The 24,812-nt window shown below is 59.2% G+C and carries 22 protein-coding genes; 18 read left to right on the top strand and 4 right to left on the bottom strand.

The genetic code is table 11. From position 1 onward, the window contains the following. Positions 1–26 precede the first annotated feature (26 nt). Entirely contained in the window at positions 27–1,337 is a 1,311-nt protein-coding gene (gene ugpB / locus AT6N2_RS14895) for a sn-glycerol-3-phosphate ABC transporter substrate-binding protein UgpB (protein ID WP_209091868.1), read from the bottom strand. A 572-nt stretch (positions 1,338–1,909) separates the two neighbouring features. Between ugpB and AT6N2_RS14890 the strand changes: the two genes are divergently transcribed. After that, a complete protein-coding gene (locus AT6N2_RS14890) occupies positions 1,910–2,347 on the top strand; it encodes a YqaA family protein (RefSeq protein WP_209089970.1) in 438 nt (145 codons plus the stop codon). 189 nt (positions 2,348–2,536) lie between these two features. Here AT6N2_RS14890 and AT6N2_RS14885 read toward each other — a convergent pair whose 3' ends face one another. Next, positions 2,537–3,742: a GTP-binding protein gene (locus tag AT6N2_RS14885; protein WP_209089967.1), complete on the bottom strand. Its 1,206-nt coding sequence runs from the start codon at positions 3,740–3,742 to the stop codon at positions 2,537–2,539. Positions 3,743–4,157: 415 nt separating this feature from the next. Between AT6N2_RS14885 and aztA the strand changes: the two genes are divergently transcribed. The 11 genes from aztA to AT6N2_RS14830 all read left to right on the top strand — a co-directional run bounded on the left by aztA (position 4,158) and on the right by AT6N2_RS14830 (position 15,161). Further along, positions 4,158–4,979: a zinc ABC transporter ATP-binding protein AztA gene (gene aztA / locus AT6N2_RS14880; protein WP_209089965.1), complete on the top strand. Its 822-nt coding sequence runs from the start codon at positions 4,158–4,160 to the stop codon at positions 4,977–4,979. Continuing rightward, entirely contained in the window at positions 4,972–5,838 is an 867-nt protein-coding gene (gene aztB, locus AT6N2_RS14875) for a zinc ABC transporter permease AztB (protein WP_209089963.1), read from the top strand. Before aztA ends, aztB begins: the two co-directional genes overlap by 8 nt. A 28-nt stretch (positions 5,839–5,866) precedes the next feature. Continuing rightward, on the top strand, positions 5,867–6,880 hold the full coding sequence (gene aztC, locus AT6N2_RS14870; RefSeq protein WP_209089961.1) for a zinc ABC transporter substrate-binding protein AztC: 1,014 nt from the start codon (positions 5,867–5,869) through the stop codon (positions 6,878–6,880). Between the two features lie 168 nt (positions 6,881–7,048). Next, positions 7,049–7,522: a ribonuclease H family protein gene (locus tag AT6N2_RS14865; RefSeq protein WP_209089959.1), complete on the top strand. Its 474-nt coding sequence runs from the start codon at positions 7,049–7,051 to the stop codon at positions 7,520–7,522. A 291-nt stretch (positions 7,523–7,813) separates the two neighbouring features. After that, a complete protein-coding gene (locus AT6N2_RS14860) occupies positions 7,814–8,506 on the top strand; it encodes a FadR/GntR family transcriptional regulator (protein ID WP_209089957.1) in 693 nt (230 codons plus the stop codon). Beyond that, positions 8,503–9,675, top strand: coding sequence for a PLP-dependent transferase (locus AT6N2_RS14855; RefSeq protein ID WP_209089955.1), 1,173 nt, complete (start codon positions 8,503–8,505; stop codon positions 9,673–9,675). Before AT6N2_RS14860 ends, AT6N2_RS14855 begins: the two co-directional genes overlap by 4 nt. A gap of 35 nt (positions 9,676–9,710) precedes the next feature. Continuing rightward, a complete protein-coding gene (locus AT6N2_RS14850; RefSeq protein WP_209089952.1) occupies positions 9,711–10,970 on the top strand; it encodes an ABC transporter substrate-binding protein in 1,260 nt (419 codons plus the stop codon). A 150-nt stretch (positions 10,971–11,120) separates the two neighbouring features. Further along, entirely contained in the window at positions 11,121–12,065 is a 945-nt protein-coding gene (locus tag AT6N2_RS14845; RefSeq protein WP_063949931.1) for a carbohydrate ABC transporter permease, read from the top strand. Positions 12,066–12,068: 3 nt separating this feature from the next. After that, positions 12,069–12,899 carry a carbohydrate ABC transporter permease gene (locus AT6N2_RS14840; protein ID WP_035228147.1) on the top strand — a complete coding sequence of 277 codons (831 nt, stop codon included), beginning with the start codon at positions 12,069–12,071 and terminating at the stop codon, positions 12,897–12,899. Between the two features lie 4 nt (positions 12,900–12,903). Beyond that, on the top strand, positions 12,904–13,986 hold the full coding sequence (locus AT6N2_RS14835) for an ABC transporter ATP-binding protein (protein WP_209089949.1): 1,083 nt from the start codon (positions 12,904–12,906) through the stop codon (positions 13,984–13,986). A gap of 161 nt (positions 13,987–14,147) precedes the next feature. Then, on the top strand, positions 14,148–15,161 hold the full coding sequence (locus AT6N2_RS14830; RefSeq protein ID WP_209091867.1) for a LacI family DNA-binding transcriptional regulator: 1,014 nt from the start codon (positions 14,148–14,150) through the stop codon (positions 15,159–15,161). A 47-nt stretch (positions 15,162–15,208) separates the two neighbouring features. On the opposite strand, the gene AT6N2_RS14825 is transcribed toward AT6N2_RS14830, so the two are convergent. Further along, a complete protein-coding gene (locus AT6N2_RS14825) occupies positions 15,209–16,405 on the bottom strand; it encodes an MFS transporter (protein WP_209089947.1) in 1,197 nt (398 codons plus the stop codon). Between the two features lie 124 nt (positions 16,406–16,529). Here AT6N2_RS14825 and AT6N2_RS14820 point away from each other — a divergent pair, with 124 nt between their 5' ends. Next, a complete protein-coding gene (locus tag AT6N2_RS14820) occupies positions 16,530–17,381 on the top strand; it encodes an AraC family transcriptional regulator (protein WP_209089943.1) in 852 nt (283 codons plus the stop codon). On the opposite strand, the gene AT6N2_RS14815 is transcribed toward AT6N2_RS14820, so the two are convergent. After that, positions 17,378–18,271, bottom strand: a complete 894-nt coding sequence (locus AT6N2_RS14815; protein ID WP_209091866.1) for a helix-turn-helix domain-containing protein — start codon at positions 18,269–18,271, stop codon at positions 17,378–17,380. The two genes, AT6N2_RS14820 and AT6N2_RS14815, sit on opposite strands and share 4 nt — an antisense overlap. 86 nt (positions 18,272–18,357) lie before the next feature. Between AT6N2_RS14815 and AT6N2_RS14810 the strand changes: the two genes are divergently transcribed. The 5 genes from AT6N2_RS14810 (at position 18,358) to AT6N2_RS14790 (ending at position 24,731) form a co-directional block, all read left to right on the top strand. Beyond that, complete coding sequence (locus AT6N2_RS14810) at positions 18,358–19,629, top strand: ABC transporter substrate-binding protein (protein ID WP_209089940.1); 1,272 nt, start codon at positions 18,358–18,360, stop codon at positions 19,627–19,629. 261 nt (positions 19,630–19,890) lie between these two features. Beyond that, positions 19,891–20,751 carry a carbohydrate ABC transporter permease gene (locus AT6N2_RS14805; protein ID WP_209089936.1) on the top strand — a complete coding sequence of 287 codons (861 nt, stop codon included), beginning with the start codon at positions 19,891–19,893 and terminating at the stop codon, positions 20,749–20,751. Beyond that, positions 20,748–21,584 carry a carbohydrate ABC transporter permease gene (locus AT6N2_RS14800; RefSeq protein WP_209089933.1) on the top strand — a complete coding sequence of 279 codons (837 nt, stop codon included), beginning with the start codon at positions 20,748–20,750 and terminating at the stop codon, positions 21,582–21,584. Before AT6N2_RS14805 ends, AT6N2_RS14800 begins: the two co-directional genes overlap by 4 nt. A gap of 11 nt (positions 21,585–21,595) precedes the next feature. Then, positions 21,596–22,681, top strand: coding sequence for an ABC transporter ATP-binding protein (locus tag AT6N2_RS14795; RefSeq protein WP_209089930.1), 1,086 nt, complete (start codon positions 21,596–21,598; stop codon positions 22,679–22,681). A 46-nt stretch (positions 22,682–22,727) separates the two neighbouring features. Further along, positions 22,728–24,731: an aldo/keto reductase gene (locus AT6N2_RS14790; protein ID WP_209089927.1), complete on the top strand. Its 2,004-nt coding sequence runs from the start codon at positions 22,728–22,730 to the stop codon at positions 24,729–24,731. Positions 24,732–24,812 lie beyond the last annotated feature (81 nt).

Raw genomic sequence — 24,812 nt, 5'->3', positions numbered from 1 at the left:
GAGGCGCGGGCGGAGCAGGGGATCAGTTACTTGCCGGCCGCCTGCTTGATGGCGGCATCGCCACGCTGGACGATCTTGTCGAGCGCCGCCTTGGCGTCCTGCTTGCCGGCCAGCATCGCCTCGAACTCTTCGTTCATGATGTCGCGCACCTGTGGCAGGTTAACCAGGCGCACACCCTTGGAGTTTTCTGTCGGGGGCTTGCCCATCATCTGGAGCAGCGGCGTCTCGCGGCCCGGGTTCTTGTCGTAGAAGCCGGATTTCTTGGTTTCCTCATAGGCTGCGATCGTCACCGGCATATAGCCCGAGACCTGATGCAGGCGAGACTGGATCTTTGTCTGCGAGAGGAAGTGGAAGAATTCCGCCACACCCTTGTATTCCGCATCGCTCTTGCCACCGAACACCCAGAGGCTGGCGCCGCCCGGAATGGTGTTCTGCGGTCCATGGCCCTCATAATAGGGCAGCTGGCCGATGCCGTAATTCATGCCGGTCTTGATGATGTCGCCCAGACCGCCGGACGATTCGGTCAGAATGCCGCATTCGCCGGACATGAACAGCTGCTTGGCTTCGGACGTGCGACCACCATAACGGAAGGTGCCGTCCTTCGCGAGATCGGCAATCGCCTGGAAATGCTCGACGAAGAGCGGCGCGTTGACCGCAAGCTTCACATCCGTGCCTCCCAGCCCGTTTTCATTGCTGCCATAGGAAACGTTGTTCCATGCGGCAAAGTTTTCGGTCTGGATCCAGGTGAGCCAGGTCGAGGTGAAACCGCACTGCGCGGCACCGCTGGTCTTGATCTTCTTGGCGGCTTCGAAGACTTCAGGCCAGGTCTTCGGCGGGTTGGCGGCGTCAAGGCCGGCCTTCTGGAAGACGTCCTTGTTGTAATAGAGGATCGGCGAGGACGAATTATAGGGGAAGGACAGCATGGTGCCATCGGGCTTGGAATAATAGGCGACGATGCCGGCCAGATATTCGTCCTTGTTGAAGGTATAACCGCCTTCCTTCAGCACCTCTGCCACCGGCTTGATCGCGCCGGCAGCACCCATCATTACACCCGAACCGGCGTCGAAGACCTGAATGATCGCCGGCGGCTGTTTGGCGCGGAATGCCGCAATGCCTGCGTTAAGTGTTTCCGGATAGGTGCCCTTGAACACGGGCGTGATCTTGTAGTCTTTCTGGCTTTCGTTGAATTCTTTCGCCAGCGTATCCACGACCTCGTTATTGGCGCCGGTCATGGCGTGCCACCACTGGATCTCCGTCACGGCATAGGCATTCGATGTGACAAAAAACGAAAGTGCAGATGCCGCGGCAAGGCGGTAGCTGAGTTTTTTCAAGGCGATTCCTCCCATTATGAAAACAGTAAAAGATACAGCCCCTTATTGCAGCTTGTCCTCCACGACACGGCTGCGGGCGACCTCTCCTGTATTAGCACTGTCGATTAAAAGCGAACTCTAACGAAAATGCAAGAGAACGTGGAACGATTAAAACGAAAGTGAAGGGAACGGATTAATTATTCCATTTTACTAGGTCGGTGGTTTTTTCGTACGCTCGGGTGGCGTTTTGCCAAGACGCACTGCCGCGTTATCATATTAGGCGATGCCGGCAATCATGGCGCTTCGCAGATGAAGGTGACATGTCATCACATGACGAGTCGATTGCTGTGACCTTGTTTAGCTGCCTGATTGCCCGCCGCTGGAAACGACGATTGTCGTTCTGTCCGACTTCGGCGATGTCAGGCAGATATACATCCACTAGGCGCTGCTCGCGGTGGATCATGACAATATCGTGTGCGCCGTTGCCGCGAATTTTGCCTGAGAATCAGCCTCTACGCAGCCGAGGCGCTTGACCACCGCCATCCTCATCCGCCACTTCAGAAGCGGCGGCGGGATTCGACGGTGATGAAGGGCAGGGAATGGGCGATCTGGCGGTATATGCGGGCTTGTTTCTGACGGCGTTCATCGCTGCGACCATCCTGCCCATGCAGTCGGAGGCGGCGCTTGCCGGTCTCATCCTTCTGAAATCCCAGCCTGTCTGGCTGCTGGTGGCTGTGGCCAGCGTCGGCAATGTCGCCGGTTCTTTCGCCAACTGGCTCCTTGGGCGTGGCATCGAACGTTTCCGGCATGAGCGCTGGTTTCCGGTCGGGGAGGCGGCGCTGCAACGGGCGCAGAACTGGTACCGACGTTATGGCAAATGGTCCCTGCTGCTCAGCTGGGCGCCGATCATCGGGGACCCTCTAACGGTTGCGGCTGGCATCATGAAGGAGCCGCTGCCGGTGTTTCTGCTGCTGGTCACCATCGCCAAGGTAGGGCGATATCTCGTTCTGGCGCTGCTGACGCTAAATTTTCTATAGTGTTTCGCAAGAACGGTGCGGCTTGTTTCTTCTCCCCGCCGGGGAGAAGATGGCGCGAAGGTCAGGTGAGGGGGTAACTTACCGCATATCGCTACCCTCGCCCCCTCATACCGCTGCCGCGACCTTCTCCCCGGCGGGGAGAAGGCGAAAGACGTAACCGCTCGCGTGAAATGCGGGCGGTGGAGACAATCAAGCCGCCTGCCTGTCCCAGCTTGCGAATGGATCGGGCAGGTGCTGCCATGCATCCGGCGTGAATGCATCCGTATCGATCAGGCAGGCATCCAGCAGGGAGCGGATACGGGCTTCATTCATTGGATCGGAACCGATGAAGACAATTTCCTGCCGCCGGTCGCCAAAGACGGGGTCGAGATAAGGCTTCATCATATCCAAAAACTGCTTTTCGCGGGGCCATTGCTCTTTTGGAACGGCCGACCACCAAAGACCCATCTTCCCGGTACGGACCAGGGCGCCCGCCTGGCTGATCTCGCCGACATAACGCGGCCGCGTCGCCAGCCAGAAGAACCCCTTGGCGCGCACCACCCCCGGCCAAGGGCGATCGATGAAGCGCTGGAACAGCACGGGGTCGAAGGGACTCTTGGCGCGGTAAACGAAAGAGCGGATGCCATATTCCTCGGTTTCGGGGATGTGATCCTTAAAACCGTGCAATTCCTTGAACCAGAGAGGGTGTTCTTCCGCCCGTGCAAAATCGAAACGGCCGGTGCCCATAACCTCTTCCAGGGCCACCTTGCCGAAATCTGTCTCGATGAGTTTCGCATCAGGGTTCAGCCCGACGATAATCTTGCGGGCTGCATCGCGCTCTTCCGCCGTTGCAGTACCGATCTTGTTGAGGACGACGACGTCAGCGAACTCTATCTGCTCCACCAGAAGGTCGACGATGGTGCGGTTATCGCCATCACCCGCCGTTTCACCCCGGGCGGCCAGAAAATCCGACGAACCGTAATTTTTGAGAAGATTGGCGGCATCGACCACCGTTACCATGGTGTCGAGACGCGCGATATCAGACAGGCTGCGGCCGTTCTCGTCGCGGAAATCGAAGGTGGCGGCCACGGGAAGCGGCTCGGCGATGCCGGTCGATTCGATCAGGAGGTAATCGAAGCGGCCCTGTTCGGCCAGCGCCCGCACCTCCGTCAGGAGGTCGTCGCGTAGCGTGCAACAGATGCAGCCATTGGTCATTTCAACCAATTGTTCTTCCGTGCGGGAAAGATTGGCACCGCCATCGCGCACCAATGCGGCATCGATATTGATCTCGCTCATGTCGTTGACGATCAACGCCACCCGCAGACCATCGCGATTGGCGAGGATGTGGTTCAGAAGCGTTGTCTTGCCGGCGCCTAAAAAGCCGGACAGTACGGTGACGGGAAGTTTTTTCGACATAGAGACCTCTTGGTGTGAGCAGAGCGTGCGTGGGCCACGGTGTTGGCGTCGAGGAGGAAAGATAACGACGCGGATCGCAGTTCTTTTTCCATACGCAGTAATGTAATAACATAACAAACATCGAGCATGTCAACAGGCAACAGGAGAATTGAAAGCGGCCTGAGTAGCAAAGCTGCGCGAGCGGAGGTCTAAGCGCGTTCCTGGATCGAGACGGTCTCCATGCTTGAAGCCATCCTTGGGCCTGACTTTAGAAGCCACAGCCCAGCATGGCCGTGGTCCATCGGGTCAAAACCGAGGGTGACGACGGGCAAGCCATTTTCCAATAGATAATGTTATTTCATTACATATTCATTTGACGAATGTAATAACATTACGTATCAAGAGCCATCGAATGTCATCCTGCCCGGAGGGATCAATGGCTGATCCGTGCCTTGCCTTCAAAAACCTGACGCTTGGATATGCCGGCCGTGCGGCGGTGCATCATCTGAATGGCGATATTGCCAAAGGCTCGCTCACTGCGGTGGTCGGCGCCAACGGCTCTGGAAAATCGACGCTGATGAAGGGCATTGCCGGCATATTGAAGCCGCTCGGCGGTGAGTGCCGCGTGAGCTCAGATGTTTCCGTCGCTTATCTGCCGCAGCAATCGGAACTCGACCGCTCATTTCCCGCGCAGGTGCGGGACCTGGTGGCGCTCGGCCTTTGGCCGCAACGCGGCCTGCTTGGCCGCCACCGTGGCGAAGACCGGGCGGCGATGGCGCGCGCGATGGAGGCGGTGGGGCTTTCCGGGTTTGAAAGGCGCAGTATCGATTCACTCTCTGGCGGGCAGATGCAGCGCGCGCTGTTTGCCCGCGCCATGTTGCAGGACGCGCAGCTGATCCTGCTCGATGAACCCTTCAACGCCGTTGATGAGAAGACTGTTGCTGACCTTATGGTCATGATCAAGTCATGGGTCGCGGAGGGGCGCACGGTGTTGGCGGTTCTTCATGACTTCCAGCTCGTGCGGCAGCATTTTCCAGAGACCCTGTTCCTTGCCCGAAAGCTCATCGGGCTGGGAACTACGGCGGAGGTGTTGACGGCTGAGAATATCCGGCAGGCGCAGCATTTCCACGAGGCATGGGAGGAAAACGCACCCTGGTGTGAGCCATCCGAGGCGCCTTCACTGCAAACCGCAGGGGCAAGTCCGCGTCAGGCCCCCTCCCATTCCCCTTCTCATCTCCCCGCGAACGCCCATGGCTGATCTCTTCATCGAACCCTTCGTTCAATATGTCTTCATGCAGCGGGCACTCGCCGGTGCCTTGATCCTCGCCATCACCTGCGGGCCGGTCGGAGTATTCCTGATGCTACGGCGCATGAGTCTCACGGGCGATGCCATGTCCCACGCCATCCTGCCCGGTGCGGCCGTCGGTTTTCTGTTTTACGGGCTGGAAATCCTGCCGATGACTGTCGGTGGCCTCGCAGTTGGCCTTTTGGTCGCGCTCGGTGCCGGTGCCGTGTCGCGTTTCACCGTCCAGAAGGAAGATGCGTCGCTTGCCGCGTTCTACCTTATCTCGCTGGCGCTCGGCGTGCTGCTCGTTTCGTGGCGTGGCTCCAGCGTCGATCTCATGCATGTGCTGTTCGGCACGGTGCTGGCGCTGAACAACGAGGCGCTCGGCCTCATCAGCGGCATCTGCGTCGTGACGCTTGTGGTGATGATTACCTTCTGGCGGGCACTGCTGGCGGAATGCCTCGACCCCCTGTTCCTGCGCTCCGTCAGTAACTGGGGCAGCCCGGTGCACTTCCTCTTCCTTGCTATCGTCGTGCTCAATCTGGTTGGCGGTTTTCAGGCGCTGGGAACTTTGCTCTCGGTCGGCCTGATGATGTTGCCCGCCGCCGCCAGCCGCTTCTGGTCCAACCGCGTGGCACCCATGTGCTTCATCTCGATCGGAATCGGCATGGTATCCTGCTTTGCCGGCCTGCTCTTGTCCTATCACGCATCGCTGCCATCCGGCCCGGCGATCATTCTTTCCGCGGGCGTCATCTATGCGCTCTCCATCCTCGTCGGCACGCGCGGCGTGCTCAGCGATCTTCTCGGTTCCAGCCGTCACAGAACGGCCTGAAAACAGCGTTTAAAAAAGGAGAACCCTCATGTTCAAAACCTTCCGTCTGGCAACCTGCGCCAGCCTTCTTTCCCTCTCCCCAGTTCTGATGGCGCAGGCCTCCGCCGCCGAACTCAAGGTCGTGGCCAGTTTTTCGATCATCGCCGATTTTGCGAAAAACGTCGGCGGCGACCGCGTTGAGATTACAACGCTGGTGGGGCCAGATGGCGATGCTCACGTTTATGAACCGCGCCCGGCCGATGCCGTCGCCGTCAGCAAGGCGGATGTGGTGCTGGTCAATGGCCTCGAATTCGAGGGCTTTCTGAAGCGCCTTATCGACACGAGCGGCACCAAGGCTCCGGTGGTTGAATTGACGAAGGGCGTTGAACCCCTCAAGCTTTCCGACGAGCCGGCCGGTCACGCCCATCCGGAAGCAGAAGAAGAAGGCCACGACCACAAAGCCGAAGAGGCTGGCCACAAACACGAGACCGCTGAGGCTCACGATCACAGCCACGAGGGGCACCATCACGGCGAGTACGATCCCCATGCCTGGCAGTCGATCAAGAACGCGGAAATCTACGTGAAGAACATCGCCGGCGCATTTTGCGAAGTCGACAAGGCCGGTTGCGCAACCTACACCGCCAACTCGGATGCCTATATTGCCAAGCTTGCTGCGCTGAACGAGATGGTGAAGACCGAGATTGCAGCCATCCCGCCGGAAAAACGTGTCATCATCACCTCGCATGATGCCTTTGGCTACTTCGAGCACGCTTATGGCCTGAACTTCCTTGCCCCTGAAGGCATATCGACGGAATCAGAAGCCTCGGCCGCCGATGTCGCCAAGCTGGTGGATCAGGTAAAACACGACAAGGCCTCGGCGATCTTCGTCGAGAACATCACCGACAAGCGGCTGATCGACCAGATTGCCAGCGAAACCGGCTTGAAGGTTGGCGGCACGCTCTACTCTGACGCGCTTTCGACCGCCGACGGCCCGGCTTCGACCTATATCGACATGATCAACCACAATATGCAGACGATCACGGCGGCGGTTCTCAGCCAGTAAGTTCAGTTCTTTCGCTGCGATGATGGGGAGGGTGGCTTACGCCGCCCTTCCTGCATTTCTGTGAAGCCTCTTCTGCTTGCCGAGGAACGCGAGACGGCATCGGAACGAAATATTCCCGTCCGATGACCTGTTTGTTTAGCGATCTCCAATTCGGTGCTACACACCCTCATGGCTGACCCGCTTCACATCTTCACCGACGGCTCCTTCAACGATGCCTCCCGTTCCGGAGGGTGGGCTTTCGTCGTTCATGAAGCAGGCAACCAAATCCATTCGGCCTCGGGCAAAGCATCCGGCACATCTAATAATACTTTCGAGGTCCTCGCCGTCCTGAACGCCATGTCGTGGATCGCCGCCGAGGCGCCAACGCGTGCGGTCACGCTCTGGACGGATGCCGTTCATGTCATTGAGGGCTGCAATCGATATCGGGCGATCTGGCGCAACAATGGCTGGAAGCGCATCACGCCCAACCAGCACACACGCCGAAGACCGATCCCTGACAGGGAAATCTGGCAGCAACTAGACACGCTGCTGGAGCGGCATCCCCACGTGGCCGTGGAATGGTGCAAGGGGCATTCGGGCTCTGTCGGCAATGAGCATGCCGACGCATTGGCGCGTCTGGCGGCGCGCGTGAAGACGCCGTAATCGGCGGCTCTCCGTCGCCTTGATGCGGCGCAATTATCTCTTCCCGTAAAGCGTTACCCTTTGACTTTTTCGATGTCGAGGGACGATGCGGTATGATTTTTTGCCGGACTGGCCACCCACCAAGCCGGGTAGCCTAATTGATAATATATAGTTATTTCAGAGGGCTAAGTCATTTTGTTGAGAGGTGTGTGCAACATGATTTGCCCGTTGACATTCCTTTTACCTTTTGGAATGGTAAGATGTCAGACCAATTTAGGGGATGCGTCTTTGGACAGGTCCAGCCGGGAACTCATGCAGCCGATTCCGCCGAGCGACCGCGTGCGCCAGGTGGAGGCCACGCTTTCCGACTATGTGGAGCGGGCAGGGCTGAAGGCGGGAGACCGGCTACCAGCCGAGCGGGAGCTTATGGCGGCGCTGGGTGTGGGGCGGTCCACAATCCGCGAAGTCATCCGCAAATTTCAGGCACTCGGCGTCATCGACAGCCGCAAGGGCAGCGGCAATTACCTCTTGAAGCCGATTTCCGCCGCCACCGTGCATATGCCGATTTCCATCGACGCCGAAAGCCTGCGCGATGCGTTGCTGATGACGCTGGAGGTGCGCCGCGGCATCGAGGTCGAAGCCTCCATGGCCGCTGCGCGCCGTCGCACGCCCGAGGACATCGCCACCATGGAAGCGCGGCTCGATGAGATGGAGCGGGTGCATCTGGCCGAGGGAACCTCTGGCAAGGCGGATCTCGCCTTTCACCTCTCCATCTATGACGCCACGCATAATTCGCTGTTTAAGCAGCTGTTGGAGCAGATGCGCGAGGGTTTTGAACGCTTCTGGTCGAAACCCTTTGACCGGCCGGATTTCGCCAGTCGCTCCTTTCCCTTTCATCGCACCCTGTTCAACGCGATTGCCGCCGGAGACGCAGAAACGGCGCGGGAAGAAACACTGAAAATCCTCGCCGTCGTCGAGGAAGATATCAAGGACATGTCGAAATGAACCATGGCAACGATCTCTTCGATCCCGCCTCCCTGATCGTCGCCCATGACGAAGCCCACGCCTTCGAGGCCGTGGTGCCGCCCATCGTGCAGACGTCGCTGTTCACTTTTTCCAGCTACGACGAAATGGTCTCCACCTATCGCGGCGAGAAGGTGCGGCCGGTCTATACGCGCGGACTGAACCCTACCGTTCGACTGTTCGAAGAGATGCTGGCGAAACTCGAGGGTGCTGAAGACGCACTTGGTTTTGCCAGCGGCATGTCGGCGATCTCATCCACCGTGCTTTCCTTCGTGTCGCCCGGTGACCGGATCGTCGCGGTACGCCACGTTTATCCCGATGCTTTCCGCCTGTTCGGCACCTTCATGCAGCGCATGAATATCGAGGTCGTCTATGTCGATGGTCGCGATGAGGCGGCGGTAGAAAAGGCGATGCCGGGCGCGAAACTCTTCTACATGGAAAGCCCGACAAGCTGGGTGATGGAGGCGCATGATGTCGGTGCCCTCGCCGCCATCGGCAAACGGCATGGTGCGGTCACCGTCATCGATAATTCCTGGGCGAGCCCGGTTTTCCAGCAGCCGATCTCGCTGGGTGTCGATCTCGTTCTGCATTCCGCCTCGAAATATCTTGGCGGCCATAGCGATGTGGTCTCCGGCGTGGTTGCCGGTTCGAAGGCCATGATCGACCGCATTCGGGCAGAGGCCTACCCCTATCTCGGCGGCAAGATGTCGCCTTTCGATGCGTGGCTGCTCATCCGTGGCTTGCGTACCCTGCCGTTGCGCATGAAGGCGCATCAGGCCTCGGCTATGGATATAGCGACGCGCCTTCACGCTCTCGATGTGGTGGAAACCGTTTGCCATCCGGGGCTGGCGAACCGCCTGCCGCCCGGCCTCAACGGCACCTCCGGCCTGTTCTCCTTCATCTTCAAGGAGGGGGTGGATGTGCGCGCTTTTGCCGACCGCCTCAAGCTTTTCAAACTGGGTGTTTCCTGGGGCGGGCATGAAAGCCTGATCGTTCCGGGGGAAGTGGTGCTCGAACAGAAGGCGCAGCCAAACTCCGCCCACACTTTCGGCATCAGCGCACGGTCGGTGCGCCTGCATGTCGGGCTGGAGGGCACGGAGGCTCTCTGGAACGATCTCGAACCCGCGATCAAGGCGGCCACCATCGCTTGACGTGTTTTAACTGACCACAAAAAGGGGAGAACGACATGAAAAAACTGGTAGCAGCAGCAATTTTTACCGCCCTGATGACCGGAACGGCGCTGGCGGATACGACCTTGAAGCTGGTGGAAGTCATCACCAGCCCGGAACGAACCGAAACGCTGAAGGGCATCGTCTCGAAATTCGAGACCGCCAATCCCGGCACCAAGGTCGAAATCATCTCGCTTCCCTGGAGCGAGGCCTTCCAGAAATTCGCGACTATGGTGTCTGCCGGCGATGTTCCTGACGTTATGGAAATGCCCGACACCTGGCTGTCGCTTTACGCCAATAACGGCATGCTCGAAAGCCTTGAGCCCTACCTCGCCAAATGGGAACACACAGCAGGGCTCAGCGAGCGCACGCTTGAACTCGGCCGCGACGTGAAGAACACGGCCTATATGCTGCCCTACGGCTTTTACCTGCGCGCCATGTTCTACAACAAGAAGCTGCTGGAACAGGCTGGTGTGAAGGAGCCGCCGAAGACGCTTGAGGAATTTGCGGACGCCTCCAAGAAGGTCGCAGCCCTTCCGGGCAAGTATGGCTATTGCCTGCGCGGCGGCCCCGGCGGCCTCAACGGCTGGGTGATGTTCGGCGCTTCCATGGCCGGTTCGAACGAGTTCTTCACCAAGGACGGCACCTCCACCTTCGACAGCCCCGGCTGGGTGAAGGGCCTGACCTATGTGATCGATCTCTACAAGAACGGACTGGCGCCGAAGGACAGCGTCAACTGGGGCTTCAACGAGATCGTTGCCGGCTTCTATTCCGGCACCTGCGCTTTCCTCGATCAGGATCCGGATGCGCTGATCGCCATTGCCCAGCGTATGAAGCCGGAAGATTTCGGCGTCATGACCATGCCGAAGGGGCCTGACGGCAAGACTTTCCCGACGATTGGTTTTGCCGGCTGGTCGATGATGGCGAAGTCTGAAAACAAGGACCTTTCCTGGAAGCTGATCGAGACGCTCGAAGGGCCGGAAGGCAATATCGAGTGGAACAAGAAGACCGGCGCGCTGCCGGTGCACAAGTCGGCGGAGAAGGACCCCTTCTATGCCAGCGAGCAGTTCAAGGGCTGGTTTGACGAACTGGCCGACAAGAATGCCGTGCCGACGAAAATGCCGACCTATCTTGAGGAATTCGCCTTCTTCAAGGACTCGCTCGTGATCAAGACCTCGCAGGAAGCGCTGCTCGGCGACATCACGCCCGAAGATCTGGCCAAGCAATGGGCTGATTACATGACCAAGGCGCAGCAGAAGTTCCTCGCCTCGAAATAACGACACGCACCAGCCGCGCGGGCGCAAATGCCTGTGCGGCGGTCTTGCCGGCCTTCGCTGCGACAGGCCTTTTTCCTGCAATTTTTCGGATCGGCAAGCCGAGAGGCTGGAAAACCCGTCCGTTTCGTCGTCCGATCAGGGAGCGATACAATGTCCTATGCCCATGGCGCCGGGCCGGTGGCTGCGCGCAAACCGGCTGGTAAGCCAGCGATGCGGCGGTTTGCCGATTGGGCCGAACCCTGGCTCTATAGCGCGCCCGTGCTTGTGCTGATCGTCGCCGTCATGCTGGTGCCGCTGGTGCTCGGCCTTTCCTATGCTTTCCGTGATGTGCAGCTGCTCAATCCGTTCTCGGGCGGTTTCGTTGGCCTGAAACATCTGGAGACGCTGTCGCAGGATGCGGCCTTTTACCGGGCGTTGAAAAACACGCTGTGGTGGACCGGCGCTTCGGTTTTCCTGCAATTTTTCTTCGGCCTCATTCTGGCGCTTCTGCTCGATAAGCCCTTTGCGGGCAGGGGACTGGCGCAGGCTTTGGTGTTTCTGCCATGGGCCGTTCCGACATTTCTCGCTGGCCTCAACTGGGCATGGCTGTTCAATCCGGTCATTGGCCCGCTGCCGCACTGGATGGTCTCGCTTGGGCTTTTATCCGCCCCCAACAATATCCTTGCCGATCCGCAGCTTGCGATGTGGGGGCCGATTATCGCCAATGTCTGGTGGGGCATTCCCTTCTTCGCCATAACCCTTCTTGCCGCCCTTCAGGCGATCCCGCGCGATCTTTACGAGGCTGCAGAAATTGACGGGGCGAACCCGCTGCAGCGGTTCACCTCCATCACCCTGCCGTTTCTGGCGCCCACCATCGCCATCACCATCCTGCTGCGCACCGTCTGGATCGCCAATTTCGCCGATCTCATCATCGTCATGACCAATGGCGGCCCAGCCGACCGCACGCAGATTGTTGCGAGCTACATCTTCACGCAGGCCTTCAAGCGGCTGGACTTCGGTTACGCCTCGGCGATTGCGCTGGTGCTTCTGGCGTTGTTGCTCGCCTATTCCATGCTGATCGTCCTGCTGCGCCAGCGCCTGATTGAGAAGGACTGACCGATGACATCAAGGATTTTTCTCACCCTTGCCCATCGTCTCGCGATCCTCGCCTATATCGCCTTCGCACTGTTCCCGCTGTTCTGGCTGCTGAAGGTTTCCGTAACGCCGAATGATCTGCTTTACAGCGAAGGGGTGCGAATGTGGCCATCGCGCGCGACATGGGATCATTATCGTTTCGTCATAGAAAACAGTGCTTTCCCGACGTTTTTTAAGAACAGCGTCATCGTCGCGGGCTCCACGGCGATTGCCGTCACGATACTCTCCTCGCTCTCGGGTTACGCTCTGTCACGCTTCCGTTTCAAGGGCAAATATTGGATCGTGGCGCTCATGCTGATCACCCAGATGTTTCCGCTGGTCATGCTGGTCGCGCCGATCTTCAAGATGCTGTCGCCGCTCGGCCTCACCAATAGCCTAACGGGCCTCGTCATCGTTTATACCGCCTTTAACGTTCCCTTCGCCACCTTCCTGATGCAGTCGTTCTTCGACGGCATTCCGAAAGATCTGGAAGAGGCGGCGATGATTGACGGGGCAAGCCGGTTTACGGCCTTCCGCCAGATTATCCTGCCGCTGACGCTGCCAGGCATTGCCGCGACGCTCGGCTTCGTCTTTACCGCCGCGTGGAGCGAGCTTCTGTTTGCGCTGATGCTGATTTCCGGCAATCAGAGCGCCACTTTCCCGGTTGGCCTTCTGACCTTCGTCTCGAAATTCTCCGTCGATTTCGGGCAGATGATGGCGGCGGGCGTCCTAGCGCTCATTCCGGCCTGCCTCTTCTTCCTGCTCATTCAACGTTATCTCGTGCAGGGCCTGACGGCCGGTGCGGTGAAAGGATAATCCCATGGCTTCCATCGAGCTGAAGAATGTCGGCAAAACCTATGGCGATCTCGCCGTGCTGCATGGCGTCGATCTTGATATCAGGGATGGCGAGTTCATCGTCCTTGTCGGCCCCTCAGGCTGCGGAAAATCGACGCTGCTGCGCATGATCGCGGGATTGGAAGAGATAACGTCCGGCGACCTCTCCATCGACGGTGAACGTGTCAATGATCGCCGGCCGAAGGACCGGGATATCGCCATGGTGTTCCAGTCCTATGCGCTCTATCCGCATATGAGCGTTGCCGACAATATGAGCTACAGCCTGCGCCTGCGCCGCAGCCCCAAGGAAACCATCGCCGCGGCGGTTTCGGGCGCTTCTGCCAAGCTAGGACTCGATCCCTATCTCGCACGCCGCCCGAAGGCGCTCTCTGGTGGCCAGCGTCAGCGCGTCGCCATGGGCCGCGCCATCGTGCGCCAGCCGAAGGCTTTCCTGTTCGATGAGCCGCTCTCCAACCTCGATGCCCGGCTGCGTGAACAGATGCGTGCCGAAATCAAGCGCATGCATGCCGACCTTGGCGCGACCTCGGTTTACGTCACCCATGACCAGATCGAGGCGATGACGCTCGCCTCACGCATCGTCGCCATGAATGCCGGCCATGTGCAGCAGATCGGCGCGCCGCTCGATCTCTATGATCGTCCTGCCAATCTGTTCGTTGCCGGCTTTATCGGCTCGCCCGGGATGAATTTTCTCGAAGGGCGGCTCGGGCAGGAGAGTGGCGACAGTTTCGTCGTGCTGGGTGACGGCACGCGCCTTGCGCTTGGCCGGGAAGTGGACCTCGCCGATGGCGAGCCGGTCACGCTCGGCATCCGCCCGGAACACGTCACTGTTGCGCCAGCCGACGGGGGTATCGAGGCGACCGTCGATCTCGTCGAGCCGACCGGTCTCGGTGTCATCCTGCATCTGACCGTGCATGGATTGCCCTTCAAGCTGTTTTCGTCGGATCGGGCGCTATTGCAGCCGGGCAAATCCCTCCGGGTCGGGTTCCCGCAGGCGCGGCTGCATGTTTTTGACAGACATGGCGTCAGGATTGGCGCCGATAGCCCCTGAAGGCATCCAGCTTCCTTTCTGATAGGAAAGTATAGTTTACATCGTATCATGTTTAGGGTTCGAGCAGCCTATGCAGCCGCCCTTTCGTGACAAGAAAGAGCGATGTAATCTGACCATGAGTCTTTCATGGGGGCAGCATCTTGGCAAAGTCTATCAGAACGATGGAGGAGTTTTCGGAGTTCGTCGGGCTCTCGCGCCCCACGGTGTCAAAATACTTCAACGACCCATCGTCGGTGCGTAGGAAAACACGGGAGACGATCGAGGAAGCGCTGAGGAAATCTGGCTTCCGGCCAAATATTTTTGCCGTCAATCTCAACCGCCGTCGCAGCAATATTATCGGTATCGTCATTCCGAACTATGCCGATCCTTTTTACATGGCGCTGACGAACCGTATCGAATCGATCGCCAACGAGGCCGGTTTTCTCGCCTTCGTGCTGTCTTCGGACGGAAAACCGGAAATCGAAGACCGGGCCATCCGCACTTTCAAGTCCATGAATGTGGCGGGCGCTATCATCGCGCCGCTCGGCGTCACATCGCACTGCTCGACGCTCGAACAGCTCGCCGCCACGATACCCATCGTTTATGTCGATTCGCCGCTGGACGAGAGGTCGGCCTTCGTCGGGACGGATAACCGGCAGAGCGTTGACCTGATCGTTGATTACCTCTGTCGCTCGGGTGAGCCGCCAAGCTATTTCGATATGCCGCAGGTCAACACCAACTCCGTGACCCGGCGCATAGCCTACGAGGAGGCAATGCAGCGCCTTGGTCGCGAACCCCTATGCCTCGATGTCGCCAAGCAGGCGCGATGGGATTTCGAGCGGTTCGCATTCGATGAGGCGAGCCGGCTTTTTGAGAACATGGGCCAGTTGCCCTCCCGCACTATCCTGTGTGCGAACGACCGGATCGCCTTTGGCGTCATCGCCGCGGCCGCGCAGAAGGGCCTGAAGGTTGGTCATGGCGCTGGCTATGATCTTCGGGTGGCAGGGCATGACGACCATCCGCTATCACGTTACGCCAACCCGCCGATCACGACGGTGGCACAGAATTACAACGAGATCGGCCGACTGGCGATCGAGCTTCTCTTTCAGAAGCTGGATGAGGAGGAGGGTCAGGTGACCCGCATCCGCGATCGAATTCTCCTCAACGCCGATCTTATGTTACGAAAATCGGCTTGATGCGGGACGGCGGTCAGGTTTGAAGTGACCGCCGCTTTTGTCCAGCCCTATCGATGGCTCGGCAGTTTCGGCAGGAATACCGTGAGGAGGCCAAGCAGCGGCATGTAGGAGCAGATGCGGTAGACGAACTCGATGCCTTCCTTATCCGCATAGACACCCAGAACCGCAGCCCCGATGCCGCCGAAACCGAAGGCGAAACCGAAGAACATGCCGGCGATCAGGCCTACGCGGCCCGGTACCAGTTCCTGCGCAAAGACGACGATGGCCGAAAACGCGGAAGAAAACACGAAGCCGATGACGACGACGAGAATGGCCGTCCAGAACAGGTTCGCATAGGGCAGCAGCAGCGCGAAGGGAATGACGCCGAGGATCGAGAACCAGATGACGACTCGCGAGCCGAAGCGGTCACCGATCGGGCCGCCGAAGAACACGCCCAGTGCCGAGGCGCCGAGGAAGAGGAACAGCAGAACCTGCGCATCCTGTACGCCCAGGCCGAACTTGTCGATGGTATAGAAGGTGAAGTAGCTCGACAGGCTGGCGAGATAGGCGTTCTTCGTCGCAGTCAGCACCACCAGCACCAACAAAGTCATCATGACTGTGCCGCGTGCGAGCGGCAAGGTGCGGCTGGCGGCGGGCCTGCCGACCGTCGCGCGGCGGTGACGGGTGTACCAGACGCCGACCCACGACAGAACACCGAAGCCGAGCAGCGCGATCAGTGAGAACCAGCTGAGGCTCGTCTGGCCAAACGGGATGACGATGAAAGCGGCGAGCAGCGGGCCGATGGCCGTGCCCGTGTTCCCGCCAACCTGGAAAAACGACTGCGCAAGGCCGTGACGCCCGCCGGACGCCAGACGGGCTACGCGAGAGGCTTCCGGATGGAAGATCGCCGAACCGACGCCAATCAGGCATGCACCGAGAACAAGAACCACGAAGCTGTGAGCGAAGGCAAGGGTAATGAGCCCAGCACAGGTGGAGAGCATGGCGACGGGCAGGGAGAAGGGCATCGGCCAGCGGTCGGTCACCATGCCAACGACCGGCTGGAGCAGCGACGCGGTCACCTGAAAGGCGAACGTGAGCAGGCCGATCTGCATGAAGTCGAGCGCGTAGTTCGCCTTCAACAGCGGATAGAGCGACGTCAGCAGTGATTGCATGATGTCGTTCAGCATATGGCAGAAGCTCGCGGCTGCGATGATTGAAAACGCCGTGCGTTGCGGGTTGAACCCGGTGCTGGTGACGGTGGCCATGGTAAGTCCTCTTCAGATCCCCGCTGATGGCGCGGAAAACATGTCTTTATTTGCTCCTGCTTTTATTCATATTGTGTCTGGCCTGCATTTGTGTTCTGGACGATTTTCTTTGTGAGTGGGCCAAATGGCAAAAATCAAATCGCGTCAGGCGATGCTGGCGCTCGAAGAGCATGAGCGTAGCCTGAAACTGATCGACGGCACCAACGAGCCGGTGCTGGCGCTTCATCGCATCTATCCGACGGGGCATCGCACACCACCCCATAACCATAGCCGTGTGCAGATATGGTGCGCGCGCCGGGGTGTGGTGCTGGTCAGCACCGCGGATGGACGCTGGATGATACCGCCAGGTCATGGTCTCCTCATTCCTGCGGGTCTGCAACACGAGGCCGAAGTCATATCCAATGTGGAGATGCACTCCATCTATGTGCATCCTGATCTCTTCCAGGCTACGTCTCCAAGGGTCGTGGAAATAACCGATCTGGCCTCGAGCCTTATTTCCGAATTGCTGGCGGAAGAGCATCAGCCCTCGGCGTTTCACAGGCAGGGGCTGGTGCGTGCTCTTTTGCTGGATGAAGTGAATCGGCTGCCGGAACGTCCGCTGGGTCTGCCCTTTCCGGACAACCAGCGGCTGGCGGCGCTTTGTCGGGAGTTCCTCAACAGGCCCGTGGCGCGGGTGGAGATCGACGATTGGGCGGCGGCCATGGGCATCAGCCGACGCTCCTTCACGCGTCTGTTTCGCAAGGAGTTGGGCGTCAGCTTCGTCACCTGGCGCCAGCAGGCGTGTATCTTCGCCTCGCTGCCGAGGCTTGCGGCGGGAGAGGCGGTGACCAATGTGGCGCTGGATGCCGGTTATGAAAACATTCCGGCTTTCACCACCATGTTCCGGCGCATGCTGGGCAGTTCGCCACGCGCCTATCGGCAGGCCGCGAGGCAGCGCAATGGTGCGACTTCCCTCCAAGAGGATGCCGTCGATTAAGCCGCCACCGACCGCGTGTCGCGGCGGAAATCGGAGGGAGACATGCCTGATATCTGGCGAAATGCCTTATTGAACGCGCTGACCGAACCGAAGCCGCTTTCCATCGCGATCTGCAGGATGTTGTCCTTGCCGGTCATCAGCATCGCCTGCGCGCGGGAAAGTCTGAGCAGCGTCAGATATTTGATAAGCGTCATGCCGGTGGATTTGCGGAAAAGGTTCATTGCATATTTCGGATGAAGCGAGGCGGCGCGGGCAATATCGGTCGCGTCGATGTCCTCGAGAAAGTTGGCGGCAATGAAGTCGCACATGCGCACGACGCTGATGGAGGGCGCCGTGCCATCATCCTCTCTGCTTTTTCCAGAAGAGGCGGAGGAAATAACGGAATAGGGTTCAAGGAACATGCGCTCCACCCTGAGCAGCAATTCCTCCACGGCATGCTGTGCTTTCGCGGGGTTACCTGATGTTGCATAGCGGAACCAGCGGCCGAAATTTTCCGGATCGGCCCCGTCGGTTTCGGCGCTGACCATCGTCGCGCCGCCCATCAACTGGCTGGAAACGGCGGTCGGCAGGCGCATCCGGAAGAAGTGCACAAGCGGCAGATGCGCGCCAGCGTAAAAGGAATCGTCCGAGGAGCGGTCCATCTGGTGCGGCTGGCCGCCCCAGAAGATGCACATCTGCCCGGCGTCAAGCGACAGGTCGTGATCGCCCATGCGGTAATGCACCGATCCTGACATGATATAATTCACCTCCACTTGCGCATGCCAGTGCGGCCGGAGCATGATGGGTGGATGATTATGGAAGAGTTGAAGCGTGGTCGGCATGCCTTCGATGCTGCTGGCGCCCGGCTGGTAGAAGGCTCTTTCGGCAATCTTACTTTTCGCCAAATCGATGTTCCCGTTTTACGAGACAGATTTCCTGCCCTCGCTAATGTGCCTATGTTCGCTGAAGAACAGCAATTGAAAAAGGGAGGTTTTCAATGTGCTTTAAATTTCTTGGCGCGTCTACGGCCCTGCTGCTTCTTGCAGCACCCGCTTTCGCGCAAACCGAGACCGTCACCATCTGGAGTTGGAATGTCGCGGCTTCCGCGTTGAAATCCACGGTGGAAGGCTTCAACAAGCAGAATCCTGATATCAAGATCGTTGTTGAAGACCTTGGAAACAATCAGGTTTTTGACAAGACGCTGGCGGCATGCGCAGCCGGCGGAGATGGTCTTCCGGATATCGTCACGATCGAGAATTTCGAAGCGGAACTGTTCTGGAGCCGCTTTCCCGATTGTTTCGCCAATCTGACCGAGCTTGGCTATACGCCTGAGAAACAGGCGCTTTTCCCTGACTTTAAGCGCACCGAACTTGAGGTTGACGGTGTCGCCTATGCCGTTCCGTGGGATTCCGGTCCGGTGGCGGTCTTTTATCGCCGGGACTTCTATAAGAAGGCAGGCGTCGATCCGGCCACCATCAAGAGCTGGGATGATTTCATCGCTGCCGGCAAGAAGGTCATGGCCGCAAATCCCGGCACCGTCATGGCACAGGCCGATTTCAACGGCGATAGCGAATGGTTCCGTATGATCGCCAATGAGCAGGGATGCGGTTACTTTTCGACCGATGGCCAGAACATCACCATCAACCAGCCCGCCTGTGTTGCGACCCTTGAAAAGGTCAAGGAGATGAAAGACGCTGGCATTATCACGGCGGCAATTTGGGATGAGAAGATCCAGGCCAACACGGCCGGCAAGGCCGCGAGCCAGATGTATGGCGCCTGGTATGAGGGTACGATCCGCTCCGGCTCTCCCGATCTCTCCGGCAAATGGGGTGTCTATCTGATGCCAAGCCTGACGCCTGATGGTCCGCACGCGGCCAATCTCGGCGGCTCGTCGCTGGCGATCAGCTCCACATCCGAACACAAGGAAGCCGCGTGGAAATATATCGACTATGCACTGACCACCAATGAAGGTCAGGTGACGATGCTGAAATCCTTCGGCCTCGTTCCCTCGCTGCTTTCCGCCATCGATGATCCCTTCGTCAAGGAAAAGCAGGCCTATTGGGGCGGGCAGGCGGTGTGGACCGATATTCTCGCCACCCTGCCGAAGATCGTGCCGAGCCGCGGCACGGCATTCCAGTCAGATGCGGATGCGATCTACAAGGCGACGCAGACGAAATATTTCGCGGGCGGCTACCCCGATGCGAAAGCAGCGCTTGACGATGCGGCCAAGCAGATCGAAACGGCAACGGGGCTCCCTGTCGCGCAGTAAACCTTCGCTGGTTTAGGAACCGGGCGGGTGCCACAAGTTTCCTCTCCCCGAGGGGGAGAAGTCCGCGGCAGCGGGATGAGGGGGCGAGGTTAGAGATATACCAAGAGCCAGCCCCCTCATCCGACCCTTCGGGCCACCTTCTCCCGCGCGGGGAGAAGAAAATAGGCCGCACCGTTTTGCAAAGGCATTCCCCGCAAAGGGGCGCGCTCTTTCTGAAGCTTTTCCATCTATCCGGACACCGTCCGGCACATGGAGGTCGTCATGCCGTCCAGGAACAGGATCGCTTATGCGTTTCTTGCGCCCTATCTCCTGATCTTTGCCACCTTCTGGCTCTGGCCGATCATCAGCTCATTCATGCTGTCGTTCCAGAATACGCGCATCAACCCATGGCGGTTCGCGCCTTCCATGAACTGGGGGCGGCTGGTTTCCGATCCGGCCTTCTATAATGCGCTTTATAATACGCTGATCATTCTGGTCATTCAGGTGCCCGTGATGATCGCGCTTGCCACCGTCATGGCGGTGCTCCTGAATTCGCCGCTGCTGAAAGCACGCCCGCTTTATCGTTTTGCCTTCTTTGCACCTGTCGTTGTCGGCGAGGTGGCCTATGCGGCGGTGTTCCGGCTGATGTTCAGCTCCGATTTCGGCATCATCAACAAGCTCATCACGTCGGTTGGCCTTTCGCCCATCTCGTGGTTCGACAATGCCAATGCGGCGATGGCGCTCGTCATCATCGCGGTGACCTGGCGCTGGGCCGGGTATAACGCCATCATCATTCTGGCCGGACTGCAATCGGTCCCCGGCGATGTCTACGAGGCGGCGACGCTGGACAAGGTGAGCAAGCGCCAGCAGTTCTTTTACATCACCCTGCCGTTGCTTAAACCTATCATCCTGTTCTGCGTTGTCCTGTCGGTCATCGGCACCATGCAGCTGTTTGCGGAACCCTTCCTCATTACCAACAGGGGCGGGCCGGGCGGCGGCACGGAAACGCTGGGGCTGTTCCTGTATCGACAGGGCTTCACCTCGCTCAATTTCGGTTACGCCTCCGCCATTGCCTACACCATGGCGGCGCTCGCCATCGCCATTTCACTGCTCAATCTCTGGGTCGGGAGGGAGCCGAAATGAGATCGAAATCGAGATCGCTTTTCTGGCAGAAGATTGCGCTGCATGCGGCGCTGACACCGCTTGCCATCATCTGGCTGTTTCCGCTGTGGATGATGTTCGTGTTTTCGACCATGCCGGATTACGGCATTTTCAGCCCCGATATCGTTCTGGTGCCTTCCACCAATTTCGTCGAGAACTTCAACAACCTGCAGGCCGATACGAATTTCCTCCGGGCCATGTTCATCTCGATCACCGTCGCCGTCATCTATACGGTGCTCTCGGTGATGCTGACGTCAATGGCGGGCTGGGCGCTGGCGCGGTATCGTTTCACCGGACGCCGGGTGGTGATCGCCATCATTCTTGGCACCATCACCCTGCCTTTTGCCGTCGTGGTCATCCCGCAATTCATCATGGTGGCGCGGGAGTTCAAGCTCGCCAACACCTGGGTGGCCCTGATCGTGCCGCCGCTCTTCAACTCGCTCGGCGTGCTGTTCATGCGGCAATCCTTCTCGATGATGCCGACGGAGCTTTTCGATGCGGCACGCGTGGAAGGGGTCAAGGAATGGCAGATCTTCCTGCGCATCGCCCTGCCATTGGCGCGTCCCACCATGGCGGCGCTCTCCATCATCCTCTTCCTGGCCTCTTGGAACAACTATCTCTGGCCGCTTCTCATCAATTCCCGCCCAGGAATGATGACCGCACCCGTGGCGCTTGGCACCCTCATCGGGCTCACCAAAGTGTCATGGGGCGGCATCATGGCGGGGGCTGTGCTGCTCACCGCACCCATCATCGTCGTCTTTGTGGCTTTGCAGCGTCACTTCATCGCCGGCATCTCTGCCGGAGCAGTCAAGTAAGGGGAGGCCCCATGGCGGAACTTTCGCTCAAAAACGTGGTCAAGCGCTATGGTGCGCTGGAAGTGATCCACGGCGCCAATCTGGAAGTGAAAGACGGCGAATTCGTCGTGTTTGTCGGCCCGTCCGGCTGCGGCAAATCCACGCTTCTGCGCATGATAGCCGGGCTGGAAGATATCTCCGGCGGCGATATCGTGATTGGCGGCAAGACGGTGAGCGACGCCGATCCAGCGGATCGCGGCATCGCCATGGTGTTTCAGTCCTATGCACTTTATCCGCATATGACTGTCGCCGAAAACCTCTCATTCGGGCTCAGGATGAACGGTAATCCCAAGGCCGACACGCAAAAGCGTGTCAGCCGCGCCGCCGAAATCCTGCAGATCAACGAGCTGATGGATCGCCGGCCAAAACAGCTTTCCGGCGGGCAGCGTCAGCGCGTTGCCATCGGCCGCGCCATCGTGCGTGAACCGCAGGTTTTCCTGTTCGACGAGCCGCTGTCCAATCTCGATGCGGAATTGCGGGTGCAGATGCGCGTGGAAATATCTCGGCTGCACAAGCAACTCGGCACGACGATGATCTATGTGACGCATGACCAGACCGAGGCGATGACGCTGGCCGACAAGATCGTTGTGCTGCGGGCGGGCAATATCGAACAGGTCGGCGCGCCGCTCGATCTCTACGATGATCCCGCCAACCGCTTCGTTGCCGGTTTCGTCGGTTCGCCGAAGATGAATTTTCTCGACGCTACCGTCGTCGGCAGCGGGGCCGACAGCGTCACGCTCGCTCTCGACAGCGATCCTGCGGTGCGGCTGACTTTGCCGATAAAGGAAGGTGTCAACGAGGGGGCCAAGGTCTCGCTTGGCATCCGGCCAGAGCATTTTGCCGATGCGGCCGGGGGCGATGCCGATCTCACCGTGCATGTCGATGTCGCCGAACATCTCGGCAATACCAGCTATGTCTATGCCCGAACCGAAGGCGGCGAGCAACTGATCATCGAACGGCCGGAATCGCGCGATGTCGGCAATCGCGACCGGCTGACGGTCGGCCTTTCCGCCCGCCGGGCTTTCCTTTTCGACAGCAAGGGCGACCGCCTGCGCTGAACCCTTTCCCAAGCACCCAAGACTGGATATGAAAGACGAGGATTTTATGACGACCGAACAACCGATCCGCTGGGGCATCATCGGCCCGGGCACCATCGCCAGAACCTTTGCTGACGGTATTGCCCATTCCCGCACCGGCAGGTTAGAGGCCATCGCCACCCGCAATCCGGACAAGCCCGGCCTTGCCCAAGCCTTTGCCGGCGCGCGGATTGTCAAGGGTTACGATGCGTTGCTTGCCGATCCCGATATCGATGCAGTCTATATCGCCACGCCCCATACCGGCCATGCCGAATGGGCGATCAAGGCGATCCGGGCCGGCAAAAACGTGCTGGTGGAAAAACCCATCGCACTCTCGGCCTATGATGCCGACGCCATTTTCCACGAGGCGAAAAAGGCCGGCGTCTTCGCCGGCGAGGCCTATATGTACCGCCTGCATCCGCAGACGGCGAAATTGCTGGAACTGGTGAAAGCCCGTGCCGTCGGCGATATCCGTATCATCCGCTCCAGCTTCGGTTTCAACATGGGCTCATTCAGGGCTGATCACCGACTTTTTGCCAATGAAACCGCGGGCGGCGGCATTCTCGATGTCGGCGGTTATCCGGTTTCGATGGTGCGGATGATTGCAGGTACGGTAGACGGAAAACCCTTTGCAGAACCGGAAAAGGTGGCGGGGGCGGCGCATCTCGGCCAGTCGGGCGTCGATGAATGGGCCTCCGCCGTGCTGAAATTTGCAAACGGCATCGTCGCCGAAGTCTCTTGCTCGATCATGGCGGCGCAGGACAATGTATTGCGCATCATCGGCTCGGAAGGGCGCATCGAGGTCAAGGATTTCTGGTTTGCCGCCGGCCACAAGGGTGGCACCGGACGGATCGATATCGTCAAGGGTGACAAGGTCGAAACCATCGAGTTGCCCGAGGATCGCTGGCTTTATTCCTTCGAAGTCGATGCGGCCGGTGAGGCAATTCGGCAGGGCAGACAAGAATTCGCGGCACCCGGCATGACCTGGGCCGACAGCCTCGGCAATCTGCGTGTCATGGACCAGTGGCGGGTTTCCGTCGGGCTGGAATACAGCGTCGAAAAGGCGACGTCGCGCGTTGCCAACATTGCCGGCGCCAAGGTCACGGCTGGAAATGCGGTTCCCAAGCGCCAGATACCAGGCCTTGCCAAGCCCGCTTCCGTGGTCGCGCTGGGTTTCGAATTCTTCCCCAATTTCGCTTCCGCATCCCTGACGCTCGATGCATTTTACGAGGCAGGCGGCAATCTCTTCGATACGGCCTATGTTTATGGTGGCGGCAAGACCGAGGCGATTTTCGGCGACTGGTACACCAGCCGCAACGTGCCGCGCGAAGAGATCGTGCTGATCGGCAAGGGCGCGCATTCGCCCCTCTGCTATCCCGACATGATCGCCAAGCAGCTCGATCAGTCGCTGGAACGGCTCAAAACGGATTATGTCGATGCCTATTTCATGCACCGCGATAATCTCGATATTCCGGTCGCCGAATTTGTCGACGCCATGGATGCCGAAGTCCGGCGCGGTCGCATTCGCGGCATTTTCGGTGGCTCGAACTGGACGCGTGAGCGGCTGGATGAGGCGGCCGCCTATGCCCAGAAGAACGGTAAGCAGGCTCCCGGCGCGCTCTCCAACAATTTCTCGCTCGCCGAAATGCTCGATCCCATCTGGGCGGGCTGCGTGGCGGCATCTGACGATGAGTGGAGGTCATGGCTGAAATCCCGCCAGATACCGAATTTTGCCTGGTCCAGCCAGGGGCGCGGTTTCTTCACCGACAGGGCAGGGCGGGACAAACACGATGACGAGGAAATCGTCCGCGTCTGGTATTCCGACCGCAATTTCGTCCGCCGCGACCGGGCGATCGAACTGGCGCAGAAACTCGGGCGTCACCCGATCCACATCGCGCTCGCTTATGTCGTCGCCCAGCCTTTCCCGGTCATTCCGCTGATCGGGCCGCGCACGATTGCGGAACTGGAAGACAGTCTTTCGGCGCTGGATATTCCGTTGACGGATGAGCAGGTGAAGTGGCTGGAGGCTTAAAAGACGATGGGGCGGCAGATTTATCCGCCGCCCCTTTGGATAGGGGCAAGGCGTTGCGGATATTTCTTCTCCCCGAGGGGG

This window comes from Agrobacterium tumefaciens (genome assembly GCF_017726655.1).
Classification (GTDB): domain Bacteria; phylum Pseudomonadota; class Alphaproteobacteria; order Rhizobiales; family Rhizobiaceae; genus Agrobacterium; species Agrobacterium tumefaciens_B.
Note: the sequence above shows the minus strand (reverse complement) of the source record. Positions and strands in the feature narration are given on the sequence as shown.